The organism is Consotaella salsifontis (assembly GCF_900167365.1).
Taxonomy (GTDB): domain Bacteria; phylum Pseudomonadota; class Alphaproteobacteria; order Rhizobiales; family Rhizobiaceae; genus Consotaella; species Consotaella salsifontis.
Genome location: NZ_FUXL01000004.1, coordinates 34,696 through 52,250 on the forward strand (window position 1 = coordinate 34,696; position 17,555 = coordinate 52,250).

Consider the following 17,555-nt stretch of genomic DNA (forward strand, 5'->3'; position numbering starts at 1 on the left):
TGAAGGGGGGGAGGAAGCCGATGGCGAGCGCGATCCTGCGACGCGACCGGTTGCGCGCGCTCACGCTCCTCTCCCCCGCCTATCTGTGGCTGACGGTGGCGATCTTCCTGCCGCTGTCGGCCATGGTCTTCTTCAGCGTCCTGACCGACGTTCCCTTCGGCGATCGGGAATGGCACCTGACGGCCGGCAACTATCAGGCCTTCCTCGAAACCGGCACCTACGCCCGGCTGCTGTGGAAATCGCTGCAGCTCGGCGCGACGGTCACGGCGCTCTCCGTACTCATCGGCTTTCCCTGCGCCTATGTCCTGGCCAAGGTCGTTCGAGGCCGCTCGCGCGAGGCGCTGTTTTTGCTGGTGGTCCTGCCCTTCTGGTCCAACTCGCTGGTGAGGATCTTCTCCTGGGCGATCGTCCTTCGTGGCAACGGCGTTCTTGACCGGGCGGTGAACGCCGTCCTTCCCTGGCCGGTCAAGCTGAACCTGATGTACAGCCAGAGCGCCATCGTCATCGGGCTGGTGCACTCCTACCTGCCCTACGTCATTCTCACCTCCTATCTCGCGCTTCAGGCGATCGACGACAGCCTCATCGAGGCGGCGCGCTCGCTCGGCGCCAAGCGCCTGACGATCCTGCGGCGGCTGATCCTGCCTTTGTCGATGCCGGGTCTCGTCGCCGGCGCTGTGCTGATCTTCGTCCCCGTGGTCGGCTCGTTCATGGAGCCGAGACTGCTCGGCGGGCGGCTCGGCACCTATTACGGCACACTGATCGAGGACCAGTTCGTCGCCGTGTTCAACTGGCCGCTCGGTGCCGCCCTCTCGTTCATCCTGCTCGCCGTCGTCCTCGTCATCCTGGGCCTCGCGAGCCCGATCCTGAGGAAGGCGCGCCTATGACGGGCAAGGTTCTCGGGATCGTCGGGCGGGTCTATCTCGCGCTGATCCTCTTCTTTCTCTACGCGCCGATCCTCGTCATGGCGGCGATGTCGTTCAACGCGTCGGAGTTCTATCAGCTGCCCTTCGCCTATTCGGGCGAGTGGTACGAGCGGCTTTGGAGCAACCGCGCGATCCTTTCGGCCGCGTGGCGCTCGATCTGGATCGCCTTCGTGGTGACGGGCATTGCCACCGCGCTTGGCACGGCCGCCGCCATCGCCCTCTTCCGCTATGACTTTCCGGGCAAGAAAGTCCTTCGAGCGCTGCTCTTCCCGCCGATCGCCATTCCCTGGCTGATCATCGGCACGGCAATGCTGATCTTCTTCTTCGGTATCGGCCTCGGGCGCGGCACGCCGACGGTCATCATCGGCCATGTGGCGCTGGCGCTGCCTTATGTGATCGTCATCGTTTCGGCGCGTCTGGCGACTTTCGACGCCACCCTGGAAGAGGCGGCGCGGGTCCTCGGCGCCTCGCCCTGGCAGGTGACAAAGCGGGTGACGGTGCCCTGGATCCTTCCCGGCATCGTCGCCGGCGGCCTGCTGGCCTTCGCCGTCAGCTTCGACCAGTTCGTCGTCTCCTATTTCCTGTCCGAGCCCGGCGACGCCACCCTGCCGGTCCTGATCTACACATCCATCCGCAAGGGCTTCACGCCCGAGATCAACGCCATTTCCACCCTCATTATCGCGGTTTCCATGTCGGTCATGCTCCTTGCGGCGCGCTATTCGAACTTTGGGGGAGAGCGCTGATGGCCGAGGTTCGCGTCGAAAACCTGACCAAGACCTACGGGCCGCTGAAGGCGCTCGACGCGGTGACGCTCGACTTTCGCGACGGCGGCTTCTTCGGCCTTCTCGGCCCCTCGGGCAGCGGCAAGACCACGCTGTTGCGCGCCATCGCCGGCTTCGTCATTCCCGATGACGGACGTGTGCTGATCGGCGGGGAGCCGGTGGAGCGCGTTCCGGTGGAGGCGCGCGAGATCGGCATGGTGTTCCAGAGCTACGCGCTGTTCCCCAACATGACGGTAGCCGACAACGTCGCCTTCGGGCTCGACGTGCGAAGGATCCGTGGCGCGGAGCGCGACCGCCGGGTCAAGGACGTGCTCGATCTCGTCCAGCTCGGCGATCTCGGGCAACGCAAGCCGCACCAGCTTTCCGGCGGCCAGAAGCAGCGGGTCGCCATGGCGAGGGCCATCGTCACGCGGCCGCGCGTGCTCCTGCTCGACGAGCCGCTGTCGGCCCTGGACAAGGCGCTGCGGGTCGAGATGCAGGTGGAGCTGAAGCGCATCCAGCGCGAGGTCGGCATCACCACGATTTTCGTCACCCACGATCAGGAGGAGGCGCTGACGCTCTCCGACGAGATCGGCATCCTGAGAAACGGCCGACTGGTGCGCCACGGGCCGCCGCGCGAGGTTTACAACAACCCGCGCGACGCCTTCACGGCGCGCTTTCTCGGTGAGGCCAACCTGTTCAGCGGCTCGTTGGAGGCCGGAGGACTGCGCCTCCCCGACGGCGCTTTGATCCCCGGCGCCACAACGGCCATGGTTGCGGTCCGGCCGGAGAACGTCCAGGTGAGCGCGTCAGAGCCGAGCGGCCCGATCCGCCTGCGCGCGGAAATCCGCCGGCGTATCTTTGCCGGCGCCATGGGAACGCTGATTCTCGACCGGCACGGCGAGCCGATAAAGGCGATCGCGCGTGACAGCGAGTTCGCCGAGCTTCCCGACAATGGCCGGGTTTGGCTCTCCTGGCGCGAGGGGAGCGCCATTCCCGTCGAAAACGCGCCCAACTGATGCGCTCAGTGCATAACGACTGATCAGTCTGGGCCTATTTCCGCCACTTTTGTCCAAAGGAGACGGTGAGCCTTGCACTCAGCGAATGGAGCAGTTGCGCGAAAGGGTCTGACCAAACGCGGCGCATTGATCCATCTTAAGGGCAACAGCGAACGAGATTTCGAAAGGCAAAAACGATGACCGAGCGTCAGAACAACACCTCTTCCACCAGCAAGCCGAAGACCTTCTTCCAGCGCATCATCGAAGCCCGGCAGCGCCAGGCCGATCGCTACATCGCCGAGCGTCGCTTCGACTTCTAATAAACGGTAAACATCAATGCCGGAGCAGGCTCTTTACGATGCCCTGGCTCCAATCCCGAAGCATCATGGCCGCATGATCAAAAGAATCAGTGGCTCGCGATGAATTACATCACCGTTGCCGGGACCGTGCGGGCTCCCCGTTTGAGGCGCGGTGGTGATTGAGGGAAGCGCCGTTTTCGATCCGGCGCGGCATCAGATCGACGGCATTTAGACACCCGGAGACCTCTCAGGTTTCCGGGTGTTTTGTTTTGCGCCATCAAAAAAAGTCCATCATCCTGACCATCCGATACTAGAACTCGCTCCAAAGCTCCTGGGTGCGACGGAAGGGGGCGGACGATGTTGATTCAGATCAACTTGGCATCGGGGTCTCACGTCTAGAACCGGGCGAACGAAGCCGGCGACCGGGAGGGCCGCGTCGGCGCTCAATTCACCCCAGACGGCCTAGAGACTTCGGTTCATGTCCGGAGAGTGCGCGCCAGGAGTTCAATCGTTTGAAAGAGGCTTAACGGCTGCTGCCGTTTCCTTTGCCTCCGACGTATCCTGCCGCCTCCGCCGCCGCTCGCGTAAGCTGAAATCCTCCTCTTCATTCGCTTTGACGACCGTCCAGCACCGTGTTTTCTGGCGCGTCGATCGCCGGCCAAATCAAGAATTTCACAAGATCTACTTCAGTATCCGCCGAGTATGCACCGGCCCGGCCACTCCCTGTCCTGCCGGCGCCATGCATCATGAACGAGAGGAGGCTCCATGGAGCTCTGGAGAACCTTGTTTGCAAGCGGTGAAGGCGTCGCCAACGCGCTCTTCGCCGTCTCGCTGGTCGCCGTCGCGGGCCTCGCGATCGGCGAAATCAAGGTATTTGGGATAAAGCTTGGCATCGCCGGTCCGTTGTTCGCGGGCATCGGCTTCGGCTATTTCGGCTTGACGATGAACGAGCACATGCTCGAATTCGTCCGCGAATTCGGCCTCGCGCTCTTCGTCTACGGCATCGGCAACGCCGTCGGCCCGACCTTCTTTTCATCCTTCGCCAAGGACGGTCTGCGTCTCAACGCATTGGCCGTGCTCGTCGTGGGAGGCGGCGCGCTCATCACGGTGTTCCTGCATTATGCTTTCGGCACGCCGTGGGAAGCGGTCATCGGCCTCTTTTCGGGCGGCACCACCAACACACCGTCGCTGGCGGCGGGTATCTCCATGCTGCGGCAGGTCAACGCCACGCCCGACCAACTCGCGACCCCGGCGGCGGCCTATGCCGTCGCCTATCCGTTCGGCATCATCGGCATCCTTCTGGTAATGGGGCTGATCCGCATCTTCTTCTCGGTGAAGATCCCCGAAGAGGCGGCGGAGTGGGAGAAGGCGCGCCAAGCCAGCCGCTTCACCCTCGACCGCATGAACATTGAGGTGCAGAACGAGCAGGTCGCCGAGCACACGATCGGCGAGGTGCTGGGGGGCGCCAAGCGCAACCTGGTCATCAGCCGCGTGAGCCGCGACGGAACCCAGGCAATCGCTGACCCCAATTTCAAGTTGAGGAAGGGCGATGTGGTTCTCGCCGTCGGCGAGAAGCGGCATCTGCAGGATCTCCAGTGGCTGCTCGGCCAGCCCGCGCAGGTCCGGCTTCAGGACGAGAGCAAGGGCCCGATCCAGGCGCAGCGCCTTGTGGTGACGCATTCGCGCCTCTTCGGCAAGACGATCGGCGAGGTCAATCCCCGCGCCTATGGCGTTACGATCACCCGGCTTAACCGTCAGAGCCTTGAACTGGTGCCCGACGATGCAAGCCAGCTTCAGTTCGGCGACATCCTGATGGTGGTTGGCGAGCGCGACAAGCTCAGCCGCTTCGCCGAGGTCGTCGGCAACGACGACAAGAGCCTGACGCACGCCCAGGTGATCCCGATCTTCGTCGGCCTCGCCCTCGGCGTGATCCTCGGCTCGATCCCCTTCACCATTCCGGGAATTCCCGTGCCGATCAAGCTCGGCCTCGCCGGCGGCCCGCTGATCGTGGCGATCCTTCTGTCCCGCCTCGGCAGCTTCGGCCCGATCGTCTGGTTCATGCCGCCGGGCGTCAACCACATCATCCGCGAGCTCGGCATCACCTGCTTCATGGTGTGCGTCGGCATCTACTCGGGCCCACGCTTCATCAGCGCCATCGCCTCGGGTGACGGCTTGATCTGGATGGCGCAGGCCACGATGATCACGTTCATCCCGCTGTTCCTGGTGGGCTTCTTCGCCCGCATGATTCTCAAGATCAACTATCTCACGCTCTGTGGCGTGCTCTCAGGCACCATGACGGATCCGCCGGCGCTTGCCTTCGCCAATGCGCTCTCGCCCTCGCAGGCGCAGGCGACAGGTTATTCGGCAGTCTATCCGCTGACCATGTGCCTGCGCATCATCGCGCCGCAGCTCATCATCGCCATGCTGTGGCTGTTGTAGCGAGCCGCGTCGAACGCGCCCGGTCATGACAAGGGCCGGCTGACTTCCCGTCAGCCGGCCCTTGTCTTTCGCCGCTCCCGCTCAGGCCGAGGCCAGTTTTTCCACCCTTGCAGGCAGGCCCTGGCGCACCGCGCTTCCCGCCACCGGATCGAGCCAGACCGACACGCCCTTACGAGTCGGATCTGCGATACCGAGGTCGTTGAGGTTCACGCCGGCGCCGATCCCCGCGATCTCTGGCTGGCGCTCGCCGTCGATCGTGTGGGCGCGCGCTCCCAGCTCCTTATGGCCGAAGCCGTGTTCGACCGCGATGACGCCCGGCATCACGCCGTGGCGCACGATGGCGACGCCCTCCGCCGCACCTCCTGGCGTCGTCAGGCGAATATGATCGCCGGTGCTGATGCCGAGGCGCGCCGCGTCCTCAACGTTGAGGCCGACGGGGTTGCTTGGGTGGAGATGGCGAAGGCGCGTCGCCAGGATGGTCAGCGACGAGATGAGCACGGATTTCGAGCTGACCAGCTCGAACGGCCAATCCTCGGCCTTATGGACGGATCGCATCTCCGTGCCGTCGGCGAAGGCCGGCGGGGTGAAGGTCGCAGTGCCGGTCCAGCGCTTGCCGGTCATGGCATTTCTCGAGGTGGCCAGCGCCTCATTATAGACGAGGAGCCCCTTGTCGAAGGTATGGCCCGCCTTGTCTTCGACGAAGCCGCCGCTCTGGTTCTCGAAACGGCCGCCGCGCGCGAGGACGAAGGCGACCTTGCGCCACTCCTCCTCCTTCAACGTCGCCTTGAGGCGCGGCAGGATGCGCTCGATGCCCGACAAAGCGATGTCGTCGTCAGACGCGTCTGGTAGCGGCTTCTTGCCGAGCCAGGCGATGTTGGCGCCGCCGCGCAGATACCAATCCTCCGGCTTTTCCAATGGATGCAGGTTGCCATCGACATCGGGAATGGCGCCTGCGCCGAATCCAGGGAGGCCGAGCGTCTTGGCGAGCCGGATCAGGAAGGTCTCCATCTGGACAGGCTCGCCGTCCGGAGTCTTGTCGTTGCGCGGATCGACCACCGGCCAGCGGGCCGAAGTGAGCTTGGTCGGAACACCGCCCCAGGCCGATGTCCAGCCCCAGCTCTCATACATCACCGTGTCGGGCACGATGTAGTCGGCGAAGGCCGAGGTCTCGTTGATGAAGGGATCGATCGAGACGACCAGGGGAAGGACCTTCGGGTCCTTGAGCTTTTCAACGCTCGCCAGCCCCATGCCGGGGATGCCGTAGACGGGATTGCTGTTCCAGAAGAACAACGCCTTCAACCGATAGGGATAGCCCTCGCCGAGCGCGCTGGTCATGTATTCGGTGGTGAGCTGCGGTGCGTTGGGATACCACGGCTGCGACGCCGGATAGGCCTTGCCGGCGGCCTTCCTGGCCTTGAACTCGCTCGACTTCTCGTAAGGGATGGGGCGGCTCACCGGCAGACCGGAAGGCTTCACCGCTCCCTCGAAGCTCGCAAGGTTGTAGCGTGGCCCCTCGCCCGAGTCGGGAAAGCGGCCATTGCCGAAGATTGTCCCGCCCTTCCAGTTGAGATTGCCGACGAGGGTGTTGAGCGTGACGACGGAGAAGGCGTTGTAAAAGCCGTTGCCGGCCATCATGCCGCCATGGGTGTTGGCGGCGGCCTTTTTGCCATGGCTGGTGAACTCCTCGGCGAGCCCGGCGATGACCTCGACCGGCACGCCGCAGATCGCGCTGTAATCCTCGATCGAGCGCGCCTTGGCGGCCTCGCGCAGCAGGGCGAGGCTGGTCTTCACTGCCACTGGCCCCACCGAGGTTTGCACGACGCCGTCATGGAACAGCGCCGCCGCGCCGCCGGCCACGTCGTGGGCGGCAGGCGCCCCCGAGGCATCGATAACGACAAAGGCGTCGCCATCGCCGTAGCGATCCTTTTCCTCCAGGGCGACGAAGCCCATGTCGGAAGCGCGCAGCATCCGCCCCTCGCGCGGATGCCCCTTCTCCACGATGACGAGATGGGTGGCGTTGCACCAGCCGGCCTCGCCCGCCGCCTCTGCCACCTTGCCGTTCGGTTGGGCCAGATAGTTCGTGTCGATCCGACCGTTGTCGAACATCCAGCCCATCATGCCCATGACGAGCGCGCCGTCCGTGCCAGGGCGGATCGGCACCCAGTTGGTTCGGCCGGGCGTCGCTCGGTTGTCGGCATTGGTCAGCACAGGATCGACGACGACATAATTGAGCTCGCCATCCGTGCGGTACTTGCCGGCCAGCGCCGCCTGACGTTTGAACGGATTGCCCGCGTTAGAGGGCGCGGTGCCGATGAACAGCACGAACTCCGCGTTCTGCATGTCCGGCTTGGCGTGGGGCATTTTCTTAAAGTCGCCGAAGACGGCGCCCGAGCCGGAGCGGTAGGCGCCGCCGCAATAGGAGCCGTGGCCGACATAGTTGATGGTGCCGTAGGCGAGGTTGAAGAAGCGCCGCACGAAGGCGTCGCGCCCATCGTTGACCGGCGCGATGAGGCCCACCTGGTTCGCCTTCGGGCCGAACTCCGGCGCCGCCGGATCGATGGGCGTCTCGAGGTCGCGCAGCGCCCGCAACCCCTCGACGGGCCCCTCGCCGAAGAGATCGCCGCCCTCGGCGATTTCCGCCACCAGCTGTTCCAGGCTGATCTTCTGCCATTCACCCGAGCCACGCGGCCCAACGCGCTTCAAGGGGCTGGTGATCCGCATCGGCGAGGTGATCATCTGAAGAACGGCGTTGCCGCGCCCGCAGGCGGTGGAGCGGCCCTTGAGTCCCTTCTCCTCGAAGCGCGACAGCGACGTCAGGCTATCCCGCACCGGCGTCTCATAGGGCAGGAAGGGATCGGTCGACAACGGGCTATACGGGTTGCCGACGGCGCGAAGCACGGTGTTCGTTTCCGCATCGACCCGCACACGCACGCTGCAAAGCGTGGTGCAGCCCTGGCACGTGACATTGGCGACGATCTGCCCAGGCGTCGGCGCCAGCTCGCCGGTCTTCGGATCGACGGTGAATTCCGGCGACAGGGCGTTTCCTGAAATCCGGTCGCGGGGGTGCTCGCCCGCCCAGGCGCCCTTGACCATGGTGCGGCCGGTGTGGGCAAACCCTGCGGCGAAGGCGGCGAGTCCTCCGGCGGCGGCCGTCGTGCCGAGGAGCGTGCGACGATTGATGGACATGGGTGTCTCCCTTGGCGCTCGGGCGATCATTCGGCGGGGTGGAGGAAGGCGGTCTCTGCCGCCCCGGTCGCGGGGCGCTTAGGCATCGGCAGAAGCGCGGTGATGACGACCAGCAGGAAGAGGCAAAGACCGGCGGTGCCGACGATGCCGAGAAGCCCCTCGGCGCCGCGTGGCAGCGCGTACTCGTAAAATCCGGCGCCGGTCTTTGGGATCGACTGGCCGTCGATGAAGACCGTCCAGCGGAACATCCAGGCGCTGTGGATGGCGATGAGCCCGGTCAGGATGCCTGTGCCTCTCGGCTTCACCAGCGCGATGAGGAACGGGACGAGGGTCGCGAGCGCCGCCCAAATTGCTGTGTTGCGCCATGCCGGAGAGGCGGCGACTGTCCTCAGGGCCTGGGCATTGGCGGCATCCAGATCGAAATAGCCGAGGCCGAGCCAAACCATGCCAAGAACCATGACGCCGGCCAGCACCAGGGCGAGCAAGCGGTTGGCCTTCACCTCGACGCGGGCATCGCCGTCGCCGACGATCGGGTTCAGCACGAGAACCAGCCCAAGTGCGCCGGCGAGACCGGTCAGCAGGAACTGGAAGGGCAGGAGCGGCGTGTGCCAGAGGATTTGGGCACGAACGACATAGACTTCCACGCCCGTATAGAGCGCCACCAGCCCCGCCCCGACGAGAACCACGGCTCCGGCGAGCTTCATCAGGCCGGCACCGCGCGGCTCGCCCATGGCCACCAGGCGGTAGAGCCGGCCAAGGCGACTATCGACCCTTCCCTGGGCCGCGATCTCGGGGCGCAGCGCCGCCCAGGCATAGAAGAGCAGGCCGCCGATATAGACAGGGATGAAGAAGGAGCCCCACCACATCCAGGAATGCGGACGCCAGGCGACATAGAAGTGCCAGAAGCGGTTCGGCTGATGCAGGTCGGAGACGAGGGCAACGGGCGCCGCGAGCCCGCAGACCAGGGCGACGACGAGAGCGAGGCGGCTCAGCTTCGTCCAGTTCGGCCGCCCGATCCAGTAGCCCGGCAGCGAGAGAAGGACGGCGCCGACCGAGATGCCGATCAGGAAGAAATACTGTACTGCCCAGGGTAGCCAGGCGACTTCCCGCGTCACGTTGATGAGTTCGAGGATGTGTTCGTCCATCGCTGATGGCTCCGAATGCCCCCTGCGCCCATGGTCCATGGCCGGCGTCAGGGTGGAGAAACTGGAAAAGCGGGCGCTCCTGCGCCCGGCGGCCGCGCGACGCCGATCAGACTAGCGAGGGTTCGGCCTTCGCCCGGCTCGGCCGCCAGAGGGTCGGCGTGCCGTCGACGCGGCCCTGGAACTCGGCCTCGAGCCCAATATAGAAGACGCGGGGGTCCGTTCCCTCGCCCGGCTTCAGGACCTTGACGTCCTCGCTCGCCACCAGCTTCGAGACCGTGCTCTCCGGATCGTTCAGATCGCCGAAGATGCGGGCGCCGCCGACGCAGGTTTCGACGCAGGCCGGCAGAAGCCCCGCATCCACCCGATGAACGCAGAAATTGCACTTATCGGCGGTCAGCGTCTCATGATTGATGAAACGCGCATCATACGGGCAGGCCTGGACACAGTAGCCGCAGCCGACGCACACGGAGTTGTCCACCACGACGATGCCGTCCTGGCGCTGATAGGTGGCGCCCGTCGGGCAGACCGGCGTACAGGGCGGATTTTCGCAGTGGTTGCAGAGACGCGGCAGCATATAGGTCGCCGACTTGCCGTTCTCGGCTACCTCGTAGGTCGAGACGATGGTGCGGAAGCTGTCCTCCGGCACCCTATTCTCCATGATGCACGCCATGGTGCAGGCTTGGCAGCCGACACATTTGCGAAGGTCGACGACCATCGCCCAACGGTGGGCGGCGTCGCCGCCGTGGCGCGCCTCGCGCGCTTCGACGGTCGCGGGCTGAAGGGTGGCCGTGCCGACGGCGGCGGCGCCAAGTCCTAGAAAGTTGCGTCGTGATCGGTCCATGCCACTCTCCGCCTCGTTCCGCGCAAAGGCGCGGGCCATCTGACTGCGAGGCTAGCGGCTGGACAGGGTCGATCCCATTGGGGGAAACCCCAGACTTTTCAGGGTTTTCACCGATGACGATGTGTCGCGGAAGTGCGGTCATCCGCCGCATTCCCGCGCGCTTTTGGTCAAGCAGCGTCGATAAAGAGGCGCGTCAGTTCGGCCACGGACGCCACCTCCAGCTTTTCCATGATGTTGTGACGGTGGACCTCGACGGTCTTGAGGCTGAGGTTGAGTTCGGCGGCGATCGCCTTGCTCGGCCTGCCCTCCACCACCCGTTCCGCCACCTGCCTCTCACGCGCCGTCAGGCGCGAGAGGCGCGCCTCCAGGTCCGCGCGCCTTGCGCGGTCGTCGTAGGTTGTGAAGGATCTTGCCAGAGCCGCGTTCACCCGGTCGAGCAACATCTGGTCGTTGAACGGCTTCTCGATAAAATCGACGGCGCCGGAGCGAAGCGCCCTCACCGCCATGGGCACATCGGCATGGCCGGTAATGACGACGACGGAGAGAAGCGATTCCGTGTTTGCCAGCGCGTCCTGAAGCTCCAGTCCGCTCATGCCCGGCATTCTGACATCGGTGACGAGACAGCCAGGCCGCCCCGGGCGAAGTGCGGCCAGGAAATCCTCCGCCGAGGCAAAGGCTTCAACCTTGAGGCCAAGCGAGCCGATGAGCCAGGCAAGGGAATCGCGCATGGCCGCATCGTCGTCGACGACATAGACGATCCGCTCCGGTTCGGCCTTCATCGTTTTCCTTCCTTGTTCAACGTCGGGAGTGTGAAGGCGACGATCGCACCGCCATCGGGGTTGTCGCGCGCGGTCAGATGCCCGCCATGGGATTCGATGATGGTGCGGCAGATCGAAAGGCCGAGCCCCATCCCGTCGCGCTTGGTGGTGAAATAGGCCTCAAAAAGGCGCTGGCTGGCTTCAAGCGAGAAGCCCGGCCCGTGATCGGCAACGGAGACCTCCACCTTTCCCGGCTCGGCGAGATGGCTTGCTATCCTGATGCCCTTCAACCGCGCGGCGTCGTCCGTCATCGCGTCGAGAGCGTTTTTCACGAGATTGATCACCACCTGCTCGATCTGGACCGGATCGGCCGCGACCGCCGGAAGCCCTTCGCCGAGATCGAGAGCAAGTGGCACGCGATCGCCGCGGGCGCGTGGCTCGCACAGCGCAAGCGCCGAGGAGATGGCGGCGTTGACATCGGTGGCTCCGAGCTGGATCGGGCGCTTCTTTACGAAGGCGCGGATGCGCGCGACGACCTTGCCGGCACGCTCGGCCTCGTGAGCGATGGCCTCCGTCGCCGACACGAGGTCCTCGGGGCGCGCGAGCCCCGCGCTGATCCGCCGTGTGCAGCCGCGCGCATAGTTGGCGATGGCGCCGAGCGGCTGGTTCAGCTCGTGGGCAAGGTTGCTCGCCATCTCGCCCAGGATCGAGAGGCGGCCGACATGGTCCATCTCGCGCTGGCGCTCGCGCGCCTCGTCCTCGGCGCGGCGGCGCTCCGCCATCTCGCGGCGAAGCTCCAGGTTGACCGCCTCCAGCTCGCCGGTCCGCACCTTCACCAGATGCTCGACGCGCAGCGCATGCCATATCCACCAGGCGAGCGCGATCAGCGCCATGACGAGCCAGTGCCAGTTCGCCTTCGCGACATCGAGAAGCGAAGGATTGCGCAGATTGGCGTAGGGGCCGATCCTCAACGCCCAGAAGAGGGCGTGGACCGGCTGATAGTCCATGGGAACGCTCCAGCCTTCGTAATTGCCGGCGACCGCCGCGGGATCGTCGCTTCGCATCTCGAACAGCGCGATGGCGACCTTCTTGGCAAGGGCCTCCGGCGTCGCCGCAAGCCGCGCGAACGGCCAGTCGGGATAGAGCGGCGTCGACAGAAGGCAGTCGAAGCCCGGCACGTTCCGCTCTCCGAGAACGTGGAAGTCCGAGAGCTTCACCCGCCCCTCCCGGGCAAGGTCCTCCAGAACGCAGGCGCGCATGATTCCGGCGTCCACCTCGCCCCGCGTCACGGCGAAGGCGATGCGATCGACGGGAAAGCCGGAGAACCGCAGCTCCGAAAGATCCTTGAACGGGTCGACGCCCGCCTTCAGCATCTCTCCCCAGCCGATCTGGAAACCGCCGAAGGCTTCGGCATCGACGGCGATGACGCTGCGCCCTCTGAGATCGGCCAGAGTGGTGATGTCCTTTTCGTCGCGCCGTGTCACGATGACCGAGCCGACCGCGCCGCCCGACTCGCCCGAGCGCAGCGAATGGAGCGTGGCGATGCGCGAGACGCCGAACGCCGCTTCGAGCTCGACATAGTTGCCGGTGTTGGTGAGGATGAAGTCGACGCTGCCTTCCGCCACGGCCTTGCGAATCCCGGCAAGGTCGAGCGCGACCATGACGACGTCGTCGTCCGGCAGCGCGCGCGAAAGATAGCCGATCGTCGGCCCCCAAACCGCCTCGGCATGGTCCCCGCCGCGATAGGCGAGGACCCCGACACGAATGGGCGCGGCAATCGCGCCCCTGGAGCTCGCTGTCCCGACTATCGCCAGAAGCAGCGCGACGAGGATCGCGATGACGGCTCGCCGTGGAGGAACGTGGCAGTCGATCATGGCGGCGAACCTTGCACAACTTCGCCGCGCTGATGATGCGTAGGATCAAATGCGCGTGGGCGCGGCCGGAAATCAGCCGCGCGGAGTGATCTCCCGGACGCCGGGGCCGGCGACGCAGTCGTAGATCGGCGGCGTGATGCCGGTCGCAGCGTGGTAGCCCTCGACAAGCGCGCGCTCAAAATCCTCCGCCGCCTCGTCCGCGACCAGCGACACCGTGCAGCCGCCGAAGCCGCCGCCCGTCATGCGCGAGCCGTAGACCCCCCGCTGCGCCAGCGCGATTTCCACCAGCTGGTCGATCTCGGGACAGGTGATCTCGTAGTCGTCTTTCATGCTGGCGTGGGATTCGACCATCAGCTGGCCAAAGCGCCAGGGATCATCGGAGGCCAGCGCATCGACGGCGGCGAGCACCCGCGCATTCTCGCTGACGACGTGCCGGCAGCGGCGATAGGTGGTCTCGGGCAGAAGGTCGCGATGAGCCTCGAGAGCCTCGGGAGAAACGTCGCGCAGCGCCGTGATCTCTCCCATCGCGGGCTTCAGAAGCTCCACCCCGCGCTCGCAATCCTGACGACGTAGATTGTACTCGCCGCTGGCGAGCTCATGATGGACCATGGAATTGCAGATGACGATGCGCGTGCCCTGCGGGATCGCCACGGTTCGCGTCGAAAGGCTCCGGCAGTCGATGAGCAGCGCATGGCCCGCGACGCCGCAGCAGGAGATGAACTGGTCCATGATGCCGCAGCGCATGCCGACGAACTCGTTTTCCGCCTTCTGGCAGAGCTTGGCGAGTTCGGGCAGCGCGATCTCCTCGCCCGCCAGCCGAACCAGCGAATAGCCGACCGAGACTTCGAGAGCCGCCGAGGAGCTGAGACCCGAGCCGGTGGGCACGTTGCTGTCGACGACAAGCGAGGCGCCCGTGAGACGGTGGCCGGCCCTTTGAAGCATGACCACGACCCCGCGCACATAGTCGCTCCAGTCGCGGCGGGGCGCCGGATCGCTTTCGTCGAGATTGAAGGAGAACTCGGCGCCATTCATCCGGGATCGGACCGTGACGGTGCGGTCGGCGCGAGGCTCGGCCTCGATGCGCGTCGTCATGTCCAGCGCCACCGGCAGCACGAAGCCGTCATTATAGTCGGTGTGCTCGCCGATCAGGTTGACGCGGCCAGGGGCGGCAAAGCCGCGCGGGCCGGCTGCAGAACGGTGCTGGGCGGTGTCCGAGGTCATGATCGTCTCGCGGGTGATCCAGGCCTTTTTCAATCACCCGAACCAAGCGGTTTGTCGAGGGGCGATATTGTGCCGCTTCGTCGCTGCCCATCGGTTCAGCGGATCTCTCTGTGCTTGAGATCGGCAGGCAGGCAAGGGATGATAGACGCGATCACCACGCGCCTTTTGAGGCGCCGGGAGAGGACGGAGAATGGCGGACCAGCAGCGACAGGCGGAAGCAAGTCCGGACGAGGATGCTTCGGCTTCGATAGATGCGGCCTTCGTCGCCGTTCTGGAACATGCCCCTCCCCGCGCCGCCGCCTTCATCGTCACGCTTTACGGCGACGTTGCCGCCCCGCGCGGCGGCGAGCTCTGGATGGGAAACGTCATCGACGCCTGCTCCGAACGCGGCATTTCGGAGACGCTCGTGCGTACCGCCGTTTCGCGGCTGGCGGCGGCCGGCCAGCTGGTCGGAGAGCGTGTCGGCCGCCGCAGCCACTATCGGCTGACGCCGGCGGCACGGGCCGAGTTCGCCGCAGCCGCCGCGATTCTCTTTTCCTCGGCCGCACCGCCCAAACACTGGCTCCTTGTCCGTCCGCGCGAAGGAATGGGAGAGGAAGAGTTGCGCCGTGCCGGCTGGGCAGCGCTGGGAGGGGGGCTCTTCGTCGCGTCAGAACGGCCGGATATTCGCGCTCCTTCCGGCCTCCTCATGCGCTGCGAGACGATCGCGAGTATTGACGATCTGCCGGCCTTTGCGGCCGAACGCTGGCCACTGGGCGAACATGACGCGGCCTATCGCGGCTTCATCGCCCGTTTCGCGCCGCTGGAGCTGACGCTCGCCCAAGGTGCGGGCCTTTCCGGCGGCCGCGCGCTGGCGCTTCGCCTTGCCCTCGTGCACGAATTCCGCGCCGTGGTGCTTCGCGATCCGCGCCTGCCGGCAGCTGCCCTCCCCGCAGACTGGCCCGGCCGCGAAGCACGGGCGCTTTTCGCGAACCTCTATCGCCGGCTCTCGGGCAGCGCCGACGCACATATCGGCCGCCATTTCGTTTCGGCCGAAGGCGCCCTGCCCGCGGAAACGCCCGAGACGCGCCGCCGCCTGGATGCGCTCGGCTGAAAAGGCGCCTCAACCGGCAGAAAGAAAAGCCGCCAGGGCCGGAGACGGAGGCCTTCCGAGATCGTCGGCGAACCTCTTCGCGCCACGCCGACTGGCGTGAAACATCGGCCCGCCTCGCCAGCGCGGAAAGCCGTAGCCATGGATTTCGACGAGATCGATGTCCTTGGCCGCGACGGCAATGCCCTCGGCGAGAATCGCCGCACCTTCCTCCGCCATCTCGGAGACGAGCCGCGCCGCAATCGCTTCACCGGAAAGGGACGGGCCGCCGCCGACATGCGCCGCCAGCAATTCCCCGACCTCGGAGGAAGGGGTCGGCGCTGCGGCACTCTCGGCGTAGTCATACCAGCCGGCGCCGGTCTTGCGCCCCTTTCGCCCGACGCGCACCAGAATATCGGCCAGCGTCTCCAGCACCGGCTCGCCCGCCGCCCGCGCGCCCTCGCGCTGGAGATAGGCGATGTCGAGGCCGCCCATGTCCTGCGCCTCGAACGGCCCCATCCTGAAGCCGAAGCCGCGCATCGCCGCATCGATATCGGCGATGGCCGCGCCTTGGCGAAGAAGGTCTTCCGCCGCCGCGCGGTATCTCTTCAGGATGCGGTTGCCGATGAAGCCCTCACAGATGCCGGCCTTGACCGGCACCTTGCCAAGCCGCGCGGCGAGCGCGAAGGCCGTGGCCAGCACCTCGGGGGCGGTTTCGGGCAGCGGCACGATCTCCAGGAGCTTCATGACGTGGGCGGGCGAGAAGAAGTGGAGCCCAACATAACGCTCGGGATCGCCAAGCCCCGCCACGATGCGGCGGGGATCGAGATAGGAGGTGTTGGTGGCAAGGATCGCGTCCGGTCGGCAGACCCCGTCGAGCCGGGCGAAGACGTCGCGCTTGACGCCGATCTCCTCGAACACCGCCTCGATGACGAGATCCGCATCACCCAGGGCGCGTATCTCGGTGGTGACGGACAGACCGGCGAGAAGCTCATCTGCCTCGGGTTCGCTCACCAGAGCGCGCTTCACCATGCCGCCGACGAGATCGCGGAAATTGTCAAGGCCGCGCGCGGCAGCCGCCTCGTCCCGCTCCAGAAGGACCACCGGCAGTCCGGTTCGGCGCAGCGCCAGCGCGATGCCCGCGCCCATGGTGCCACCGCCGACAACGCCGGCCGAGCGGATCGGCCGCGGCTCGATGCCCTTGAGCTCGGGCGGCCGGCTCGCCGCGCGCTCGGCGAAGAAGACGTGGCGCAGCGCCGCCGCCTCGTCCGAAGCCCGAAGCTCCAGAAACGTCGCGCGCTCGTGCGCCATGGCGGCGGCGAAGTCGGCCTCGGCTGCGCGCTTCAGGCAGGCGAGCGCGCGCAGCCGCGCGGCTCCCTCTCCGCGCTTGGCAAGTCGCGTTTCCGCCTCCACCCAGAACCCTTCGTGCGGTGCGGCAACGTCTCGGGCGGCGAGCGGCGAGGGCATCGGTTTTCCCAGCGCCGCCCGCGCGAAGGAAAGAGCGGCCTGCCTCAGATCGCCCTCCGCAATCGCATCGATGAGGCCGATGGCCTTCGCCTCCTCCTCGCCGACGGGCTTGCCGCCCGTCACCAGCGCCACCGCCTTGTCGAAGCCGACGAGGCGCGGTGTCCTGACCGTGCCGCCAGCGCCGGGAACGACCCCGAGCGCCACCTCGGGAAAGCCGAGCCGCGTGCCGGGCGCGGCGATGCGGAAGCGGCAGCCGAGTGCGACCTCCATGCCGCCGCCCAGCGCCGCGCCGTGAATGGCGGCGATCCAGGGCTTCTTTGCCGTCTCGATCCGCGCGACCACATCGGGCAGATGGGGCGGCTCGGGCAGGCGGTCGAACTCCGAAACGTCCGCGCCGGCGATGAAGGCGCGCCCGGCCCCCATGAGCACCACCGCCTCGATGTCGGGGTCCGCGTCCGCCGCCTCGGCGGCGTCGATAAGCTCTTGGCGCAGATCGCGCGACAGGGCATTCACCGGTGGCGAGTCGACCGTGACAACGGCGATGGAGCCGTCCTTTTCCAGCGTAACGGCCATC

13 protein-coding genes are annotated in these 17,555 nt (G+C 66.2%); 6 read left to right on the forward strand and 7 right to left on the reverse strand.

What is annotated here, in order from left to right; all coding sequences use genetic code 11:
• Positions 1–20: 20 nt before the first annotated feature.
• The 5 genes from B5D38_RS06410 to B5D38_RS06425 all read left to right on the forward strand — a co-directional run bounded on the left by B5D38_RS06410 (position 21) and on the right by B5D38_RS06425 (position 5,420).
• Positions 21–884, forward strand: a complete 864-nt coding sequence (locus tag B5D38_RS06410; protein WP_078707586.1) for an ABC transporter permease — start codon at positions 21–23, stop codon at positions 882–884.
• Complete coding sequence (locus tag B5D38_RS06415; protein ID WP_078707587.1) at positions 881–1,666, forward strand: ABC transporter permease; 786 nt, start codon at positions 881–883, stop codon at positions 1,664–1,666. Before B5D38_RS06410 ends, B5D38_RS06415 begins: the two co-directional genes overlap by 4 nt.
• Positions 1,666–2,703 carry an ABC transporter ATP-binding protein gene (locus tag B5D38_RS06420; protein WP_078707588.1) on the forward strand — a complete coding sequence of 346 codons (1,038 nt, stop codon included), beginning with the start codon at positions 1,666–1,668 and terminating at the stop codon, positions 2,701–2,703. Before B5D38_RS06415 ends, B5D38_RS06420 begins: the two co-directional genes overlap by 1 nt.
• 176 nt (positions 2,704–2,879) lie before the next feature.
• The gene (locus B5D38_RS22720; RefSeq protein ID WP_280949371.1) at positions 2,880–3,002 is read left to right on the forward strand and encodes a hypothetical protein; all 123 of its coding nucleotides are present in this window, start codon (positions 2,880–2,882) and stop codon (positions 3,000–3,002) included.
• Between the two features lie 744 nt (positions 3,003–3,746).
• Positions 3,747–5,420 (forward strand): putative transporter, encoded by a 1,674-nt coding sequence (locus B5D38_RS06425; RefSeq protein ID WP_078707589.1) that lies wholly within the window; start codon positions 3,747–3,749, stop codon positions 5,418–5,420.
• A gap of 81 nt (positions 5,421–5,501) precedes the next feature.
• Here B5D38_RS06425 and B5D38_RS06430 read toward each other — a convergent pair whose 3' ends face one another.
• From B5D38_RS06430 to galK, 6 genes are all read right to left on the reverse strand, one after another.
• Positions 5,502–8,606: a molybdopterin dinucleotide binding domain-containing protein gene (locus B5D38_RS06430; protein WP_078707590.1), complete on the reverse strand. Its 3,105-nt coding sequence runs from the start codon at positions 8,604–8,606 to the stop codon at positions 5,502–5,504.
• A gap of 26 nt (positions 8,607–8,632) precedes the next feature.
• Entirely contained in the window at positions 8,633–9,751 is a 1,119-nt protein-coding gene (gene nrfD / locus B5D38_RS06435; protein WP_078707591.1) for an NrfD/PsrC family molybdoenzyme membrane anchor subunit, read from the reverse strand.
• Between the two features lie 106 nt (positions 9,752–9,857).
• Entirely contained in the window at positions 9,858–10,592 is a 735-nt protein-coding gene (gene dsrO, locus B5D38_RS06440) for a sulfate reduction electron transfer complex DsrMKJOP subunit DsrO (protein ID WP_078707889.1), read from the reverse strand.
• Positions 10,593–10,759: 167 nt separating this feature from the next.
• Complete coding sequence (locus B5D38_RS06445) at positions 10,760–11,371, reverse strand: response regulator transcription factor (protein WP_078707592.1); 612 nt, start codon at positions 11,369–11,371, stop codon at positions 10,760–10,762.
• A complete protein-coding gene (locus tag B5D38_RS06450) occupies positions 11,368–13,224 on the reverse strand; it encodes a sensor histidine kinase (RefSeq protein ID WP_078707593.1) in 1,857 nt (618 codons plus the stop codon). The genes B5D38_RS06445 and B5D38_RS06450 overlap by 4 nt, the downstream gene beginning before the upstream one ends.
• Positions 13,225–13,296: 72 nt before the next feature.
• Positions 13,297–14,445, reverse strand: coding sequence for a galactokinase (gene galK / locus B5D38_RS06455; protein WP_078707890.1), 1,149 nt, complete (start codon positions 14,443–14,445; stop codon positions 13,297–13,299).
• Positions 14,446–14,635: 190 nt separating this feature from the next.
• Between galK and B5D38_RS06460 the strand changes: the two genes are divergently transcribed.
• On the forward strand, positions 14,636–15,538 hold the full coding sequence (locus tag B5D38_RS06460; RefSeq protein WP_078707594.1) for a PaaX family transcriptional regulator C-terminal domain-containing protein: 903 nt from the start codon (positions 14,636–14,638) through the stop codon (positions 15,536–15,538).
• Positions 15,539–15,547: 9 nt separating this feature from the next.
• On the opposite strand, the gene B5D38_RS06465 is transcribed toward B5D38_RS06460, so the two are convergent.
• Positions 15,548–17,554, reverse strand: a complete 2,007-nt coding sequence (locus B5D38_RS06465; RefSeq protein ID WP_078707595.1) for a 3-hydroxyacyl-CoA dehydrogenase NAD-binding domain-containing protein — start codon at positions 17,552–17,554, stop codon at positions 15,548–15,550.
• Between the last annotated feature and the right edge of the window lies 1 nt (position 17,555).

What these genes read in the sequence shown, in the direction of transcription:
- B5D38_RS06410 (WP_078707586.1), top strand. Translation starts at nt 21, where the DNA reads ATGGCGAGCGCGATCCTGCGACGCGACCGGTTGCGCGCGCTCACGCTC.
- B5D38_RS06415 (WP_078707587.1), top strand. Translation starts at nt 881, where the DNA reads ATGACGGGCAAGGTTCTCGGGATCGTCGGGCGGGTCTATCTCGCGCTG.
- B5D38_RS06420 (WP_078707588.1), top strand. Translation starts at nt 1,666, where the DNA reads ATGGCCGAGGTTCGCGTCGAAAACCTGACCAAGACCTACGGGCCGCTG.
- B5D38_RS22720 (WP_280949371.1), top strand. Translation starts at nt 2,880, where the DNA reads ATGACCGAGCGTCAGAACAACACCTCTTCCACCAGCAAGCCGAAGACC.
- B5D38_RS06425 (WP_078707589.1), top strand. Translation starts at nt 3,747, where the DNA reads ATGGAGCTCTGGAGAACCTTGTTTGCAAGCGGTGAAGGCGTCGCCAAC.
- B5D38_RS06430 (WP_078707590.1), bottom strand. Translation starts at nt 8,606, where the DNA reads ATGTCCATCAATCGTCGCACGCTCCTCGGCACGACGGCCGCCGCCGGA.
- nrfD (WP_078707591.1), bottom strand. Translation starts at nt 9,751, where the DNA reads ATGGACGAACACATCCTCGAACTCATCAACGTGACGCGGGAAGTCGCC.
- dsrO (WP_078707889.1), bottom strand. Translation starts at nt 10,592, where the DNA reads ATGGACCGATCACGACGCAACTTTCTAGGACTTGGCGCCGCCGCCGTC.
- B5D38_RS06445 (WP_078707592.1), bottom strand. Translation starts at nt 11,371, where the DNA reads ATGAAGGCCGAACCGGAGCGGATCGTCTATGTCGTCGACGACGATGCG.
- B5D38_RS06450 (WP_078707593.1), bottom strand. Translation starts at nt 13,224, where the DNA reads ATGATCGACTGCCACGTTCCTCCACGGCGAGCCGTCATCGCGATCCTC.
- galK (WP_078707890.1), bottom strand. Translation starts at nt 14,445, where the DNA reads ATGACCTCGGACACCGCCCAGCACCGTTCTGCAGCCGGCCCGCGCGGC.
- B5D38_RS06460 (WP_078707594.1), top strand. Translation starts at nt 14,636, where the DNA reads ATGGCGGACCAGCAGCGACAGGCGGAAGCAAGTCCGGACGAGGATGCT.
- B5D38_RS06465 (WP_078707595.1), bottom strand. Translation starts at nt 17,554, where the DNA reads ATGGCCGTTACGCTGGAAAAGGACGGCTCCATCGCCGTTGTCACGGTC.